Origin of the sequence: Streptomyces phaeolivaceus (genome assembly GCF_009184865.1) — a bacterium.
GTDB lineage: Bacteria > Actinomycetota > Actinomycetes > Streptomycetales > Streptomycetaceae > Streptomyces > Streptomyces phaeolivaceus.
In genome coordinates, this window is sequence record NZ_CP045096.1 from 5,849,528 (window position 1) to 5,865,446 (window position 15,919).

The 15,919-nt window shown below is 65.0% G+C and carries 10 protein-coding genes; 4 read left to right on the plus strand and 6 right to left on the minus strand.

What is annotated here, in order from left to right; all coding sequences use genetic code 11:
* The first annotated feature begins 62 nt into the window (after positions 1-62).
* Positions 63-1,103 (plus strand): AAA family ATPase, encoded by a 1,041-nt coding sequence (locus F9278_RS27465; RefSeq protein WP_031037661.1) that lies wholly within the window; start codon positions 63-65, stop codon positions 1,101-1,103.
* Entirely contained in the window at positions 1,100-1,660 is a 561-nt protein-coding gene (locus F9278_RS27470) for a phosphotransferase-like protein (protein WP_152170690.1), read from the plus strand. The genes F9278_RS27465 and F9278_RS27470 overlap by 4 nt, the downstream gene beginning before the upstream one ends.
* Positions 1,661-1,696: 36 nt before the next feature.
* Here F9278_RS27470 and F9278_RS27475 read toward each other — a convergent pair whose 3' ends face one another.
* The 4 genes from F9278_RS27475 to F9278_RS27490 are packed head-to-tail and all read right to left on the minus strand — an operon-like array spanning position 1,697 to position 6,109.
* Positions 1,697-2,554: an NAD(P)-dependent oxidoreductase gene (locus tag F9278_RS27475; RefSeq protein WP_152170691.1), complete on the minus strand. Its 858-nt coding sequence runs from the start codon at positions 2,552-2,554 to the stop codon at positions 1,697-1,699.
* Positions 2,551-3,225: an HAD family hydrolase gene (locus tag F9278_RS27480; protein WP_152170692.1), complete on the minus strand. Its 675-nt coding sequence runs from the start codon at positions 3,223-3,225 to the stop codon at positions 2,551-2,553. The genes F9278_RS27475 and F9278_RS27480 overlap by 4 nt, the downstream gene beginning before the upstream one ends.
* Before the next feature lie 29 nt (positions 3,226-3,254).
* Positions 3,255-4,376: a BsuBI/PstI family type II restriction endonuclease gene (locus F9278_RS27485; protein WP_152170693.1), complete on the minus strand. Its 1,122-nt coding sequence runs from the start codon at positions 4,374-4,376 to the stop codon at positions 3,255-3,257.
* The gene (locus tag F9278_RS27490; protein WP_152170694.1) at positions 4,373-6,109 is read right to left on the minus strand and encodes a DNA methyltransferase family protein; all 1,737 of its coding nucleotides are present in this window, start codon (positions 6,107-6,109) and stop codon (positions 4,373-4,375) included. Before F9278_RS27490 ends, F9278_RS27485 begins: the two co-directional genes overlap by 4 nt.
* A gap of 854 nt (positions 6,110-6,963) precedes the next feature.
* Between F9278_RS27490 and F9278_RS27495 the strand changes: the two genes are divergently transcribed.
* On the plus strand, positions 6,964-7,602 hold the full coding sequence (locus F9278_RS27495; RefSeq protein WP_152170695.1) for a hypothetical protein: 639 nt from the start codon (positions 6,964-6,966) through the stop codon (positions 7,600-7,602).
* A gap of 561 nt (positions 7,603-8,163) precedes the next feature.
* Entirely contained in the window at positions 8,164-13,404 is a 5,241-nt protein-coding gene (locus F9278_RS27500; RefSeq protein WP_152170696.1) for an NACHT domain-containing protein, read from the plus strand.
* A 308-nt stretch (positions 13,405-13,712) separates the two neighbouring features.
* Here F9278_RS27500 and F9278_RS27505 read toward each other — a convergent pair whose 3' ends face one another.
* Together F9278_RS27505 and F9278_RS27510 are read right to left on the minus strand one after the other, a co-directional pair.
* Entirely contained in the window at positions 13,713-15,254 is a 1,542-nt protein-coding gene (locus F9278_RS27505; RefSeq protein ID WP_152170697.1) for a tyrosine-type recombinase/integrase, read from the minus strand.
* A complete protein-coding gene (locus tag F9278_RS27510; protein ID WP_152170698.1) occupies positions 15,251-15,901 on the minus strand; it encodes a helix-turn-helix domain-containing protein in 651 nt (216 codons plus the stop codon). The genes F9278_RS27505 and F9278_RS27510 overlap by 4 nt, the downstream gene beginning before the upstream one ends.
* Positions 15,902-15,919: the final 18 nt, after the last annotated feature.

Sequence of the window (15,919 nt, forward strand, 5' to 3'; positions counted from 1 at the left end):
ACCTGACTTTTCAACATCCGCTTACACACGGGTTCATGACAGGCAGACTTAGGCTCCGGATCATGACCAGGGATGGGCAGGCGGTAGGCGCGGTGGGTAAGAGTCGCCCGGGGTGGCGCCCGGACAAGTTGAGACAACAACGCGAAGCTCACGGCCTGACGCTCGAAGGCGCGGGCGAGCAGCTGCGCGAGGTGGCCCGGGCCGCGGGGCTCACGGTGCCGGCGGCCAACTTTCAGACGCTGTGGCAGCACGAGCAGGGAGAGGTCTATCCCGGACCGCACTACCGTCGCGCGTACTGCCTTCTGTACCGCGCGACCGAGCCCGAGCTCGGCTTCCGTAACGCTCTGCCCGACGAGGCCACGAAGCTCAAGTTCACCGCGTCGAGCGAACCGCAGAACGGCGCCCACGTCCTGGCCGTGGAACGGGCGTTGCACCAGCTGGCGCCGAGCGCGGAGGACGCCGACGGCTTGGGCGTCCAGCAGCGAATCCTCGACGCTTGGAAGCGGCGTCACACCGGCGGTGATCCGAACCGGCCGACGCTGATGATGGTCGGAGGCTACGCGGGCAGCGGGAAGTCGGAGTTCGCCCGCTTCGTATCGCAACTCACTGGATGGCCCGTCCTCGACAAGGACCCGATCACGCGCCCGCTCGTCGAGCGCCTCCTTGTGGAAATGGGCAGCGAGCCCAACGACCGGCACACCGACCTCTACCGGGAGAAGGTCCGCCCGCTGGAGTACCAGTGCCTGCTGGAGACCGCGTACGCGAACGTCGACTGCGCGATCAGCACCGTCCTCTCCGCGCCCTTCATCGCCGAGACCACAGACCCTCGGTGGATGCGGCGCCTGATCAACCGCTGCGAAGCCCGTGGCGTCACCGTCGCTGTCGTCTGGATTCAGTGCGACCTCGACACGATGCACGAGTACATCAGCTTCCGGTCCGCAGCCCGGGACAGCTGGAAACTCCAGAACTGGGACACGTACGCCGCCGGGATCGATCTTGAGCTGCGGCCCGTCGTGCCACACTTGGTTGTCGATAACCGGCTCGGCTCCGCGATATCGCTCACAGACCAGGTGCGCCAGGTCTTCGGGACGGTGTTCCAGTGAGGCAGGGCATCCTGCTGTACGGGCCGCCGGCGGCGGGCAAGGACACGATCACGGCGGCGCTCACCGAACTCGACGAGCGGTACGTACTGTTCACCCGGCTGAAGATCGGGGCCGGGAAGACCAAGGGCTACCGGATGGGTACGCCAGAGCAGCTGACCGCCCTAGAGGCACGCGGCGATGTCATCTACCGCAACGACCGGTACGGCAACAGCTACGTCGTCGACCGCCCCGGCCTCGACCATGCCATGGAGGGCGGCAAGACCCCCGTCGTCCACCTCGGCCAGATGGCGGGGATGGAGCAGGTGACCGCCCTCTACCCGGCGCGCTGGGTGCGCGTTCTTCTGTGGTGCTCCAAGGAGACCACCGCTCGCCGCTCACCACAGCGCGGTGACACCGACACGGCGGCCCGGCTGGCCGCCTGGGACGCCACTCAGGCCGATCTTGCGGCTCATCCACGGGCCCAGTGGGAACTGCGCGTGGACACGGACGCCACGGCACCCCATGAAACCGCACAGAGGATCGACGACATCGTCCGCACCACGCCACCTCGCTCATGACGCCAGGACGTCAGCGCCCCAGCGGATGCGACCTGCTCAACTCGGGTTGTCCGGGTCCCGCTCAAGGCGCAGAGCTTCCAGGGCCTCAGCGATATCGAGCTGATCGTCTCTGTTCCCGTCCCACCGGGCAAGCGTCGCGGCAACCGCGTGCATAAGGGAGTCCGGCAGCCCGGCGTCGGCGAGAAGGGCCGCCGCGTCCTCAAGCTCTGGGCCCCAACGCCAGGCGCGGGCAGCGGTCTTGGGGATGTAGTCGGTCTCCACGAGGTAGCTGCGGGTGCGCTTGGCCGCGATCACCAGCAGTTCGTCCGCGACACCGTACGTGTCCGCCGCCCCGTAGGCCACGGCAGCCAGCACCCGGGACACCTTCTGGTAGCTGGAGTACGCGAGCTTGAGTGCGGAGGCTTTGCCGATGCTGTCGCCCAGGATGTGGGTCCGCACATCGGTGCCGGCGAAAAGTTCGGCGATCCGGTCGGCCTGCTCGACGGCGCCGGAAAGGTAGAGCGTCGGGGACTTGCCGCCCACCGGAGGGGACCCGACCACCGCTGCATCGATGACCGGCGTCGGGGCCAGGCGGTCGGCGATATTCACCACGCGCGACGGCGAGACGGCGTTCGCGTCGACATAGATCGTGCCCGCTTCGGACACGCCGAGCTCGGCTACCTGGCCGGCGGTCTCCTCCGCTGCGGCGGGCGGGCATAGGGAGAGCAGTACATCGGAGCGGGAGACAAGCTCAGGCAGCGCCGCGGCTTCGAGGCCCGCGCGCTCGGCCCGGCGGCGGGTTGTGTCGCTGCGTCCGTCGGGGCACCACAGCACGATGTGGCCTCTCGCGCGCAGCTGGGCGCCGAAGGCGGAGCCCATACTGCCGGGGTGCAACAGCCCAATGGTGCTCGTCATGCCGCAGTCCTTGTGTGATCGACGGAGTGCAAAAGCAGCAGGTCGATGGCGGCGCGTGCATGCGGCACCACGTGGTCCGGCCCGGGATCGTCCGGCGGCCAGGAACGGCCGTCGCCGATCCAGATGGTGCGCAGTCCTGCGGAGCGTCCGCCGCCGATGTCGTTGACCGGGTTGTCCCCGACCATCCAGCCACCGTCGCGCAGCACGGTGCCGCAGCGGGCCGCCGCCAGGGCGAAGTGCCGGGTCTGCGGCTTGCGCGCGTCAGCCTCCTCGGAGACGAAGACGCCGTCCACGCACTCGGAGATACCGGTGGCCCGCAGCTTGGCGCGCTGGATATCCGCCGCACCGTTGGTCGCCACCCCCACCCGCCAGCCGGCCGCACGCAGCTCCTCCAAGCCCTTGAGGACCCCGGCCTGGCACGACACCAAGGCCGCGATGTCGGTGCAGTACGCGCGCCACAACTCCGCAGTCGACACGGGCAGTCGGTACCGGGTGCGGATCGCCTCAAAAGTGGATGGATAGGCCCGCTCGGCCACCATGCCTAGGACGTTCGTCTGATCTTCGTCCTCAAGGCCGTGCTGGGCGGTGAACTCTGCGGCCCAGCCGGCGAGCGTTCCCCGCCGGTCCACGAGGGTGTTGTCGAGGTCGAAGAGAACCAGAGGCGGCTGCACATCCCGCACCCTAATGCGCGCCGGTGAGCTCACCCAGAGGCCGGCCCGGGACCATCAGGCAAACCGTCCCAGGTCAGCACCATGTCGGGCTCATCGAGATACCACGAATAGGAGTGGCTGGCGAGCTTCGGCAGCGCTACCTTTGCAGGCCCGTACCCTCTGCCCTCGAACGCCGTGAGAAATCGGCACTTCTCGGCCGAGAGGCCACCCTTCGACGCCCATTCGACAAATTCTTTCTTGCGCGATTCTGTGATAGGGCCGTCAGTCGCCACAGCCTCAACGAACCAGAAATGTCCGCGCTCTTCGGCCAGATCCACGATGAGACAATCGGGAAGCAATTTAGCTGCATCAAGCGGCATCTTGATCTTCTTCAGGAAAGCGATGTCCTCGGGCCGTGCCTTTTCTTCGGACTGAGAGATGAAGAGAACCCTTGGTTCCAGCATTACGCGGGGGCAAAATTTCTCAATTACGCCCTTCAGTATCCAACTGCTCTCGCCTGTCGAAAGCTGCCTTTCCGTTCCGTCCGGAAGGTGGACTGATACCCCTACCTCGCCCTTGGCCTTTCTGCGCACCTCATCGACTCGGGAGAGTGCTACCGGATCAAAAGCCTTGTCTTGCCACGCCTTGATGGCCTCGCTCAGCTCCTCGCCTACCAGTGCGGGGTCGAGGAGTTTCGCGAACTCCGGATCCAAGGTGTAGCGGGGTCTCGGAGAAGTGGTTTTCACGCTTTCGTCGACGCGGAGCACGCCGTGATCACTCCAGGATCGCAGCGTCTGGTCACGGAGAGGCTCTCGCGTATGCTGTGCGTACCAGGTTTCGCCGCGTTCAAATCCCATACTCTGGCAGAATTTCAAGACCGCTTTTTCGCTACGCAATGCGGCGGAATAGTATCCAGCTCTGACGGAGTCCTCTCGGTGCGTGGCGAGCGATTCGCCCATCCAGTAAGCGGTGGACGGCCGAATCGGATTTACGTCACCAATTGCGCCGACGTACATCATGGTGAAGGCCAGCGCGCCAGCTCCGGGATTGGCTGAATCTGTGGTCCCTGTAACGGCGGGAGGCAAAATGACTGCCAGCCGCGCTTGGTACTCATCGCGATCTGCCAGGAGGGTGGGCAGATGTGGCGAATCGTTTGAGTCTGTTTGCGTCACGCCTCCAGACCATATACGGCGTTGATCGCCGCTGGAAGTTCGTCATCCGCCAGACTTGCCCAGGACCGAAGCGTCTTGGGGCCTGGAAGGGGCAGGGCCGCAAGTTCGTACGCCGAGACTGCAACGGAGCCGGTGAGGCAGCGGTACAGGCGATCAAGAGCATCCGAGTCCAGCAAGGCCGTCAGGAGCCGAGGGGTGAGGAGCCCGTCCGACTCGGGGTTGGTCAGGACGTTGACGTGATTCTCAACAGACACCCGACCGCCCCAGCGCGCCAGCGTCGGCGAATCCAGCGCCGCAGCCAGAAGGCGTCGAGGCTGCTCCGGTGCAGTGGTTCGCTGCACGAGGACGGCAGGCCGGGCCAGCACGAGAACGCGCTCATCGCCCTCAGAAAGGTGCAGGTAGCGGAGCTTGTCCCGATTGGGGTCCTGATGCAATTGCCCGCCATCCAGGTCACCAGCCCAAATGATCTTTACCGACACGTGTGAGGGTTTGGCAGACAGCTGCTCCTTGCGTCGGTTCCACACCAACGGACCGGTCGAAACGGACCAGCCGTAGTCGGCGAGACGCTTCGGCATCTTCCGCGAAGCCCTGACCAAGGGGAGATCTTCCGGCTGGCGGGGGAGGAGCCATGGGCGATCCGGTGACGCCGGCAGGCGGCCCTTGCCAGTCTCCTCGCGGGTTAGCTGGCCATTTATGGTCAGACGCTCACACGCCACGGCCTGTGGGGCACGGCCCTTGCGGAAGGTGGCGAGCACCGTTTCCTGAAGGACTCCCGTGGAGAACACCCCAGAACGGTCAGTCACATGCGCAAGCCGCGTCAACGGGGTCGCATCTGCCAGGTAGGAGCGGAGCCGCTGAAAGTAAGAGCCCCCGAGCCATCCGGCTGGTACCAAGGCAGCCGCAACTCCGCCATCGGCGAGGTGTTCTGCGACAGAGGCCATGAAGAGTCCGTAGCGGTTCGCGTGCCCGAACACCACGTGCTGCCAGCGCTCACGTTCAGCTTCCGAGAGCCGGACCCGGCCGTACGGCGGATTCAGGACGGCAATCGCAGGAGGAGAGGGAGGCGGCGTCAGACCGTCTCCCACCTCCAGAAGAGCGGGGAGAGGACGACGCCTGGACAGGGGCACCCTGGCCCAGATCGGCAGGAGCTCGGCCGCCAGGAGGACGTTCCCCAGCTGTACTGCAGCTGCGTCGAGGTCACGACCGCCAATGGCCGATCGAACTGCAGCCAACGCCACTTCAGGCTGGGTATCTGCCTGCTCTGCCACCCATGATCGCAGGGCCGGCAACAGCAACATGCCCGCACCGCAGGCCGGATCCCAGACAAGTCCGTTGACCCGGCGGCCAAGGGCCTCCGTTGCGTGCGCGTAGAGCGCCTCAGCCAGCAGGGCTGGCGTGTAGTGGCGACCCTCTGCCGACCGAACTGCTCCGTCGAGTGCGACAACGTAAGCATCGGCGAACTGCTCCGCAGAGGCGTCGAAGAGATCCTCGCGGGGGGAAACGGAGCCCAGTCCCTGCCAATCGAACCCTGGCGGAAGCGCCATCTCATCCTCAAACCCCAGCGTCTGGGAGGAGGTCACCTCTGCCTCAGCGGCGCGACGTCGCCACCAGTGCGGAACAGCCGCGAGCACGGCCAGTGCCTTCGCCGAAAGGTCAGCCGTGTCGCGGGCTGCCAAGAAGCCGCGCTGCGCGCGATTCGCCCTGGCGACTGTCACCACTCCGGCTTCGAGCACCGAGGGCCCCTTTCCCATCTTGCCGTGCTTCCGCTGGCGCACAGCGCGTGTCTTGCCTTGCGAGGATTTCACAGGACCGCTCGCGGATCTCAGCTCCCACACCTTTCTCCGAGGGCGCCTGGTGAGAGGTTGTCGAGCATCACTGCGACCATGCCCCCCACCTGGCCTTTTACCAAGACCAGTACGTTGCCATGGTTGGCGCGGCGGTTCCAGTCCAGGTGGATGTTTTGGTGTCTGCCGTGGGCGAATATGCCTAGTCGCGGCGAAGCTGGCAAAAAGTATGAACAGTTGCTTTCTTCGCGTAGGGCTCAGCCGCAAGTGCCCGCCTGTGAGACGCCGTTCTGGGGCCTACGATCATGGGTGTGGCCTGCGGCTCGGGCGTGGATGCGCAGTGGTGCACGTTGCCGAATGCGTGAGCGCTGCGTGAGCGGACGGGGTAGCACAAGCTGGACCGGGGCGTCACGTGCCGCCCAGTCGCACGTCTCTGACCAGGGAAAATAGGATCCGAAGGCACCGCCCAGCACCCTCCATCATGAACCTTCAGGCCCTCGTAATGCGTAGGTCTCGGGTTCGAATCCCGAAGGCGGCTCTTTGAAAGGCCCAGGGCGGATACCCGCTGACCTGGGCCTTTTGCTTGTCCTTGACCTTGTGGGTCGGAGGCTGTGAGAGCTGCTTTCGTCCGGTTACGGCGAGGGGAGGCCAAGGGGAGGCCATTGGCGCAACGACGGTGCAGCGGTGATCGGCCGACGGTTTGATGACAGCTTCGCGGGACGGCGCACGGAGCGCGATGGTTACTGCCCTTGCTTGGACGGCTTTGTCGCAATCCAACAAAGCGCCCCTCTACGCTGGTCCTCATGGCGGACATCAAGAGTGGCACGGGGTTCAAGGCCCTGGTGGCGCAGACCACGGCAGTGCTGCTGACGCGCGGCCTTGAGGTCGAACCGGTAGCGGTTCGAGATGTGGTGGCCTACGTGGTCAACACGGCCGCAGAGAAGGTCAGGCTGGACCCCGAGGAAGCAGTCCATCTGGTCTCGCCGGAGATGGTCGCGGACGCGATCGCGACTGCGGTGGACAACTCCAACGAGGACGCCTCCGCTGTCCACGCCGTGCGCCCGGTCCGTCTGGACACGCGCACTGTGGACGTGCCCACCATGGCCCTGGGGCGCCTGGTGATGGCCGGGGCGCAGGCCGGAAAGTACGCGGCGGCCAACCGCGACGGCCGGGTGGCCGCTCACGCGATGGACCTGGTGACCGAACTCGGTTTCGCCACCGTGTCGGCGAGGGGCGGCGAACTCGTCGAAGTGCCGGGGGGAGTGCTTGACGAACTTGCTGACCTTGTCGAGCGTGTGGTCGGCCGCGTCGATGCTGGTGAGTGGAGCATCTGTCCGTGCGGAGAGCCACACCAGCAGGATGAAGTGGACCGCCGCGTCGTGGTTGCCATGAGCCAGGATGCCGCGATCGCCCGAGAACTGCAGGCCAAGGCAGACCAGTAGCCTTGGGAAGCTGATCTCGCTGATATCAGCGGAGGGATATCGGTGCCGGGGTACGGGTTCATCGGCGCGGCGGGCATTGTCGCCATCGTGTTCTGCCCGAGCGATCGTGGGTGGAGCCAGGTGGGGGTGCAGTTGCCGTCCACACGACGACGAGTTTCCGTCTGCGGCCCGTAGGAGTGGTCCTTCATCGCTCTAGTCGCCCTCCACGCCTGCCCGGGCCATTATCCGGCGCCTACCGCTGTCCGGCTCGGGCTAGCGACGGCGCCGCCATGCGCTACATCACCGCCGCTCACCCGGAACACGCCACCAAGCTGCCCAGGCGCGGGCAGGCGGTCACGGGACGAATGCACCGCCCCAGTGGTGAGGACCCCTCGGGATCTAGTAGGGGCACGCGACACCATGAGGGTCTCTCGCAAGCGGGCACAGTTGCCCGGCTACCAACGGCTCTGTCCCGGCTATGAGCGTAGTCCTCGCAACTGCCTGGCCCTCCTCGGTCTCGCCGCAGTCCCCTGCAGTAGAAAGCGGCTCATCCGCCTTCCCGCATAGGACACTGGTCTTAGTTTGGCAGCCGAAGCCGAGGCGGGAAGCAGCGAAATGACGATGATGGCGCTCACGGACGAGGCGGGTGGCCGAGACCGCACCGAAGCGTTTCTGTGGTCAGCCCCCACGGGGCGGCTGCCGGGACCGCCGATCGACACTAGGGCGCAGGTGCTGCCCATCGGCGAACTGGAATGGTCCGACGCCGAGCGCCTGTTCCTCAGGCTGCTGCACACTGTCCGGCCGGTTCAATACGCCAAGCTCTTCGGTGTTCCAGGCCAAGCCCAAGCTGGGATCGACGCCTACGCTCGGCTGCCGCTCGATCTGATGGGCGGCGACTCCGGAGGCCGGGACTACATCACGCTGCAATCTCGACGGGTCAAAACGCTGACTGCAGCCAAGATCAAGAAGGCCGTCGACGACCTGCTGAAGGGCGAATGGGCGGACAAGACGGCATCGTTCCACTTCGCCACCTCGTTCGATCTGCAGGACACCAAGCTGGACCTTGCGATCCGTCAGCAGACCGCACGGCTGGCCAAATTTGAGATCACCTTCGTTCCGTGGGGTGTACAGGAGGTCTCCCGCCTGCTGAAAGACCATCCCCTCATCGTCGATGACTTCTTCGGCCGAACCTGGGTAGAGCGCTTCTGCGGCCCGGACGCAGCACAGGCCCTCGCGAACAACCTGCTCCACCAGGACAGCAGAGACCTGCGCGCAGGGTTGCGCGATCTCTACCACGCCGTCTTCTCCGCACAAGGCGGAGTTCACCCGGTCGAGAGCGCAGAGCTCAATAGCGAGTTCGTCATCCTTGACGTGGATCCCAACCGTGACCGGGCCGACAGCAACGACGCCGAACAGCCCGAGCCGGCCTTCGACGAACGCCCTGCGGAAGTCTCGGTCGACGGGCATACCTACATCGCCTCGCGGCTGGGCGCCCGTCGGCAGTCGTTCAGATCTGCCCGTCACCTACTCAGACGCAGAAGTCAGGCCGCGCTGGCCGCCGTCGGCACCGTTGCGGCCGACGAGTGGCTGGCCGGCGGTAAGTACCGGCTGCTCATCGGCCGTCCGGGAGCGGGAAAGTCCAGTCTCCTGCGGTTCATGGCAACGGACCTACTATCGTCCCAACCGCAGTCGATCACGCTGCAGCGGGAACACGCCACCGACTTGCCGATCTGGCTGCCGTTCGGGTTCCTGTGCCGCCACCTTGAAGCATCGACGGAGAACTCGCTCGTCTCGGCCGTCGAAGCCTGGTTGAAGTCGCAGAGCGCCACTCATCTCTGGCCGCTGGTCCAGTGCGCACTGAGGGATGACCGCTTGTTGCTGCTCGTTGACGGCGTCGACGAGTGGAGCGATGTCGGAGCAGCCGAACGGGCCCTCGGGACCCTGGAGGCGTTCCTTGGCCGTACCAAGGCGTCAGCAATCCTCTCCACGCGCCCATACGCGGTCGACCGGCTCAATTGGAGGCGCCCGTGGGTGCAAGCCGAGATCACGCCGCTGACCAACCAGCAGCGCCGGACGATCGCAACCGGGATCCTCCAACCAGCCACGCAGCCGGACGCTGCAACGGCCTTTCCATTGGCGTGGAGCCTCGGCGTCGATTCGTTTCTCGACCAACTTGAGGCCACCCCGGAACTTGCCGAGCTCTCCAGGTCCCCGCTCTTTCTGACGCTGCTCGCCGCAACATGGCAAGGCGAGCCCCTGCCACGTCAACGGTTCAAGATCTACGCTCGGCTCGTTGAACTGCTCGTCGAAAAGCATCCCCAGATGCGGCAGCGCGCCTCACACGCGCGAGGGGCACTGCTAACACCTGCCGAGGTAACCGCCCTGTTTGCCGCCGTGGCCTACCGCCTCCGTGTCAAGGACCCCGCCGGCACCGTCACCAAGCCGGAGATGCGCACGCTCATCGTTGAGTCGATGACCGACGACGAAGTCCTCGGCTATCAGCAAGCCGATGCCCGCAGAATCGCCGATTCGGTCCTCACCATGGCAGAAGACGAGTTTGGACTGATCGTGTCGCATGGCGCAGGTTCCTTCGGCTTCCTGCACCGCGTGGTACTCGACCACCTGGCTGGCCAGTATCTCGCCACGCTGCCCACCGAAGATCAGATCGTGGCAGTACAGCGGTTCGTGCATGATCCGGCCTGGCACGATGTGCTCCTGGCTCTACTGACCGCGCAGGTCAGCTCTCACGCAACCACGCCGCTGCTTACCGCGGCTTTCGACACGGGCAGCCAACGATGGGCAGACATCGACGGATACGAGCTGCTCGCCGAGGCGCTCGCCGCCGGTGTAAAGCTCACCCCGAGATCGCAGACCAATTACATCAACCGGCTCGTCGAACGGGTGGAGACCCATCCATCGCTACGTCATCGGGCGAACCTCATCACCGCGCTCACAGGCGCGCTCGCGGGCCATGCTGCGCGCACCCAATTGCTGCCGATCATGAAACGGTGGCTCACGGCGCCTCGCCCCGATCCTTCGCCGACCATGTGGGCGCTGCGCGATCTCGACATTCCCGACGACGTCGCGGCCGAGTACCTGCTCTGGGGCATTCGGCACCCAGAGGACAACGTGAAGGTCAACTCAGCAATGGCCATCGCACGCCGATTCGGTGGCAAGTCGCACCTGCTCGGCCGGCTGATGGCGTTCACCGAGACTGGGCCGTCCTCAGCAACCCAGGCCGCTGCCATTCTCGCCCTCGGCAACGGCTGGCCTGACGCACCCGAAACCAGACGGCTGGTCGACTGGGCGCGACGTCAGCCATCCAGCCCGCTCCGGCTGGTTGGCCTGCACATACTGCAGCGCGGCACTACGTCAGGAGATGCCGCACTGTACCGGCTGGAGGAACGTGACTGGCTGCTGTCCTTGCTACGTCGAGAGGACCACTTCTCTGGGCCATGGCCTGCTGCAGACCTCGTCAACATCGCCGCCACCGGGGATACACAAGCGGCCGAGTTCGCACTGGAGACCTTGAAGACGAACGGACGCAATGGCGGCGACCGCAGTCTTGCATGGGTCCTGGCCTGCAACGCCTTCGCCGGCGACAGCCGCTTCAAGGCATGGGTGGCCGCAGAGCTCGCAGAGCCGGAGGAACGCGGCCTGATCTTGTACGACGTCAGCATGATTCCCCAGCAGTGGCGTGACGATCCGGCATTCGCTCAGGCTCTCCACCCCTATGTGGACGCCGGATTGCGGAATGTGCTGCCCTACCGCGTAGCCGGTCTCGCTACTGCGCTGACACCCGCCGACGCCCAGGCTGTGCTGTTGCGCGGCTTGGACGCGCACCGGCCGTACATTGCGGCCCGCACGCTGGTTGAGCAGTACGCAGACGACGAGCACGTGCGTACTGTCCTTGCCAGTCGGCTTCACGGCGACTTCGCCCAAGCCGCGCCGATGGCCGGCGTAGCCATCGACGTGCTCGGTCCGCAGGAGGGCTTCGCCGTCCTGGTGTCTCTTCTGCGCCAGCCCGCCGCACACGGTCGGAGCGAGGGGCACGTTGTCGTTGCCGAGGCTGTAGCCGCTGGCTGGAAGCGGTTCGAGGACGCAGTCCGGGAAGCAGATGTTGAAGCAGAAGCCGCGCGGGAGGTGCTGGCCAGCTATGACCCAGCCGAACTGGCATCTCTGTGCGCGGCGGTGAGCCCTCACCCCTTGATGTGGCACGTCCCAGGGGTCATCAACGCATGGCCGGGGCAGCCAGCCATCCAGGAGTTGGCCGACACGCTTGTCCACGACCCTAGACCCATCACATCAGGAATTCCGGACACCATTCCAGCCGCTATCCTCAGGGCCTACTGCGGCAGGACTGACGAACCCTCCGTCCGGATCCTAGGCAAGACTCTCAACTTGCTCAAGCATATCGAACCAGAGCTGCGCGAAGTCCTGGCATTCGAACTCGCGAACATCTCACTTCCCGCAGGCGACCTCATCGACGTCATGGGAGAATGGAAGAACGAACCGGACACCGAGATTCGGCGGAACGCCTTCATCGGGATTATCCAGGCAATCAAGCGCCACCAGCAGACCCACAACGACCTACTGGGCTCCGACACACTTACGTCCGAGATGGAATGGCTACGCGGTGAGATCAAAGATGACCTGTGCGCCTACGGCCCTGACTTCGAAGAGCGTCGGCAACTCGCATGGATCGGCATGCTCATGCTCGGTGACTTCGCGCTGATTGACGGTATCGAGGAAACCATCGGCGACCCAGGTGCGCCCGGCGTCAAACTCGATGTCCTCTACGGCGGTGACGTCGATCAGATTCTTGTAGACCTCGTAGCCGAGAACTGGGAAGGGTTGTGCACTCATTTCGGTGTCGACATCTTCGAGCGGTTGAACGGGAAGTTCGGCAGCCACCGTCGAACGGCTAGCGAGCAACGTCACCACGTTATGTCCGCGCTCGCAACAGTCGCTTCCCGGTACCCCACCATCGCCGAGATGCTCCGCTATGAGGGCGACAGGGACGCCAGGCTCCGCCAAGATCGACACTTCCTCTTGTGGGCCAAAGAAGAGAACAAGGGCGACGAAGGAGCCCTTCGTGCGGTCGTGGCAAAGCTCGGTGATATGGAGGACCGTCGGCAGGACCAGATTCTTGACTCGATTCTGGACCGAGACAGCTGGAATGTGCCCGATGACGTGTTCAAGGCCATCCTCACCGAAGACGCTACAGGTACCCGGTCAGGTCGCATTTACGCGAGAGAGAATCTAGCTGCCTACACGCAACTGTTTCCGTCGGACAGCTTGTCCAACGCTACCTTCCGAGATCTCGAAACGTGGTTCAAAAATGACTCCGCAAGTCGCAGGCGCCGTGACTGGAAGGATACGCTGGCCATCGCATTCGGTGCAGCCATACCGCAAGATCTTCCAGCCATTGCGACCCGCGCTCACACCCGAATCCGTATGGGGATGTCGGACTTGTATCTGCCCATGTTTACTAAGCCGCTGATGCGGCGGCTACGAGTGGACGCAGACGCCATCGAGGTGTTCAAGGCCGCCCTAAGCGATCCAATGGATATTCGTGAGGACAGCCCAATACTGGCGGACACGTGGGACCCGATTGCCGACGAATACACGGATGTGCAACCGTTGCAACGTCTGTACCTTTTCGCCGTGGTACTGCGACAAGCGGGTGCCCTGCCGCAGCCAGAGGGGGAAAAGGCCACCCGCGTCCTCGAATCCGTGTCACCGGACACCGTCGTGCACAACCCCTTCACCAACCATGAGGGTCCGCTCTGCCTCGCCGTACTCGACCTCGCCGCGAGCTGACATCGCGATCGGTCTCAGTATCGGTCTGGGTGAACAGGGCGATGAAGGCCGACCAGCAGGCCGAGCGCGGCGATTACGTCGGCTGCATCGCCGCGCACTTTCCTTTGCCGAGTAATGCCACGGCCTGGAGTGGCCGGGCCCACTGACATCAAGATCACTTCGCCCCGTCAGACCACTGGTGGCATGCGCTCCAGCCGTAGGTTGTGATCAACCGCGATTGCCGAGCAACCAAGTACAGGACATTTTCCGAAGCAGGGACGGGCCCCGGTCAGATACCCGCTGACCGGGGGACTCGAAATGAGGCGGCGCTATGCCGTGCGCTCGTCGGAGGCGCCCTTGCTTCGGCGGCGTCGGGCGCGAGGCACCAGCTTGACGACCGCCTCTGCCGCAGCGCGTGCGAGATCGTCGAGGACTGCCTGATAGATGTCTCGCGTGATCCGGGTATCGCTGTGTCCGAGCGTGTCGGACACCACCTTGATGTCGATCCCGGCCGCCAGCATGAGCGTGGCCGCGCCGTGACGGAGATCGTGCAGTCGGACGGGTGGCAGGCCGGCGGCCGTGACCAGCCGCTCGAAGAGATCGCTCACCTTGCCGGGGTGGAGCCAGGAACCGTCTTCTTGAGTGAAGATCCGCCCGGTCAGTTTCCAGGCGGTTCCCCACTCCCTCCGCTCCTTGTCCTGCTGGCGCTTGTGGTCGCGTAGATACTCGACAGACTCGCCGTCCAGAGCGATGAGCCGGATGCCGCTGTCGGTCTTCGGAGCGCCCTCGATGATCTCCCAGCCGTCCTGGACGAGCTGGGTGGCGACGGCGAGTGATTCGCCTGCGAGGTCGAGGTCCATCCACCGCAGGCCGCAGGCTTCACCGCGCCGCAGTCCCCGGAACGCGATCAGATGCCACAGGCCGTACAGCCGGTCCTCGGCGATGAAGTCCAGGAAGCGCCCAGTCTGCTCCGGCGTCCAGACCATCACCGGAGACGGCTTCTCACCGGTGGCTTCCCAGTGGGCTACCCGCTCGTCAGTCCACACAAGCGCCTTGGGCTTCACCCCGGGCTCCAACTCGACATGCTCCGCCGGGTTGAAGTTGGACATGACCTGCTGAGCGATCGCGACGTTCAGCGCCGCGCGCAAGGTTGCCTTGATGTGCTGCTGAGTGCTGGCGCCAGTAACGCGTCGGAACGGCGGCATGGCGTCGATCGACTCCTGCACCGCCTTACGGCGGTCTCGGTTCTCCGCGCCCTTCCACGGGATCGTCTTGAGCAGATCGAGCGCGGCTCGCCGCTGGGCATTCTGCTCAACGATCTCGATGTTGGCCTCGTTGATCGCGTCGAACATCTTGTCCAGATGATGAACACGCAGCTTGTCGAGACGGACGTCGCCCAGGTGTGGCTTGAGATGAACGCGGATGTCGCACTCGTAGCGCTTGAGGCCGGTGACGCGCAGCCGCTTGCGTCCGGCGAGCCAGAGGTCGAGCCATTCACCGACGGTCATCTTGGAGTTGAGGCTCTGGCCGGTCGCGAATCGGCGGCGAGTCTCGTCGTAGTCGGGAAGTGGCTCCTTGTTCTTCGCGCAGGCTTCCAGGAGGTCACTGATGGCCATCTGGCCGATCGGATCATCCTCATCGGGCAGCGCCAGCAGCGCGCGGGCTTTGTTCAGCTCCTCCGTGGCCTTGGTGGCGCTCTCCAGCCCGTACCGACGGAACCGGCGGCGGGTGCCGTCCTGCCGGGGGAGCAGCTCCTGCACAACGACCCACGTACCGTGGCGTTTGTTAGAGAATTTCGGGCATGACTTCCCGTAGTTCTTGCCCGTCTGCGGGTCGCGGCACGAGCAGCGCCGGGTGATTGTTCCGTTCACTCAGTGTCCTTGGTACTGGCTTTGGACTGGTCCACGAAGGCGAGATCGGCGGGCAGCTCGGGGGGAACGAGCCCGCGCTCGCGCATCGAGTCGCGGAACGCTCCGAGCGCTCTGCAGTCGTCGAAGGCGAACTGCTCGTAACCGGTGGCGGCGTCCAGCAGCTCGGTCCGGCGAGCAGGGTCGAGTGTGGTGTTGGCCATCCGGCGTCGTTCTTTGGCCAGGGACGTTGAGGCCCGAGCGGCGGCCACCGCGTCGCCGTGAGCGCGGAAGAGGTCCAGCAGCTCGCGCGGACTGCCTTTGGGAGCGGCCTCTGTGGAGGCAGTCTCGCCGGTGAACCATGCGAGGCCGTTCCAGGTCGAGACCGGCTGCCCCGGGAGCACATCCACCGTGGGCGCGGTATCGAGGGGAAAGAGCAAGGTGATCGGCGGCACTCCAAAGACGTCGGCCAGGACGAGGAACTCGGCGAGGTCGACAGAGCTGCGGCGTCCGGTCTCCAGGTTGGTGATCGTCGTCTTTGGCACGGGGAGGCCGCGGGCCGTGCAGGCGTCTGCCGTTTCCGCCACGGTGAGGCCGGCAGCCTTGCGATGGCGGCGGATCTGCTCCGCCACGCGGGTGGTGAGCTGGGCACCCCAGCCGTCTGTTGTCATGGTTGCAACTTACGGCAC

Bases quoted from the DNA above. Each gene is read 5' to 3' on its own strand.
- F9278_RS27465 (WP_031037661.1), top strand. From the start codon at position 63: ATGACCAGGGATGGGCAGGCGGTAGGCGCGGTGGGTAAGAGTCGCCCG.
- F9278_RS27475 (WP_152170691.1), bottom strand. From the start codon at position 2,554: ATGACGAGCACCATTGGGCTGTTGCACCCCGGCAGTATGGGCTCCGCC.
- F9278_RS27495 (WP_152170695.1), top strand. From the start codon at position 6,964: ATGGCGGACATCAAGAGTGGCACGGGGTTCAAGGCCCTGGTGGCGCAG.
- F9278_RS27510 (WP_152170698.1), bottom strand. From the start codon at position 15,901: ATGACAACAGACGGCTGGGGTGCCCAGCTCACCACCCGCGTGGCGGAG.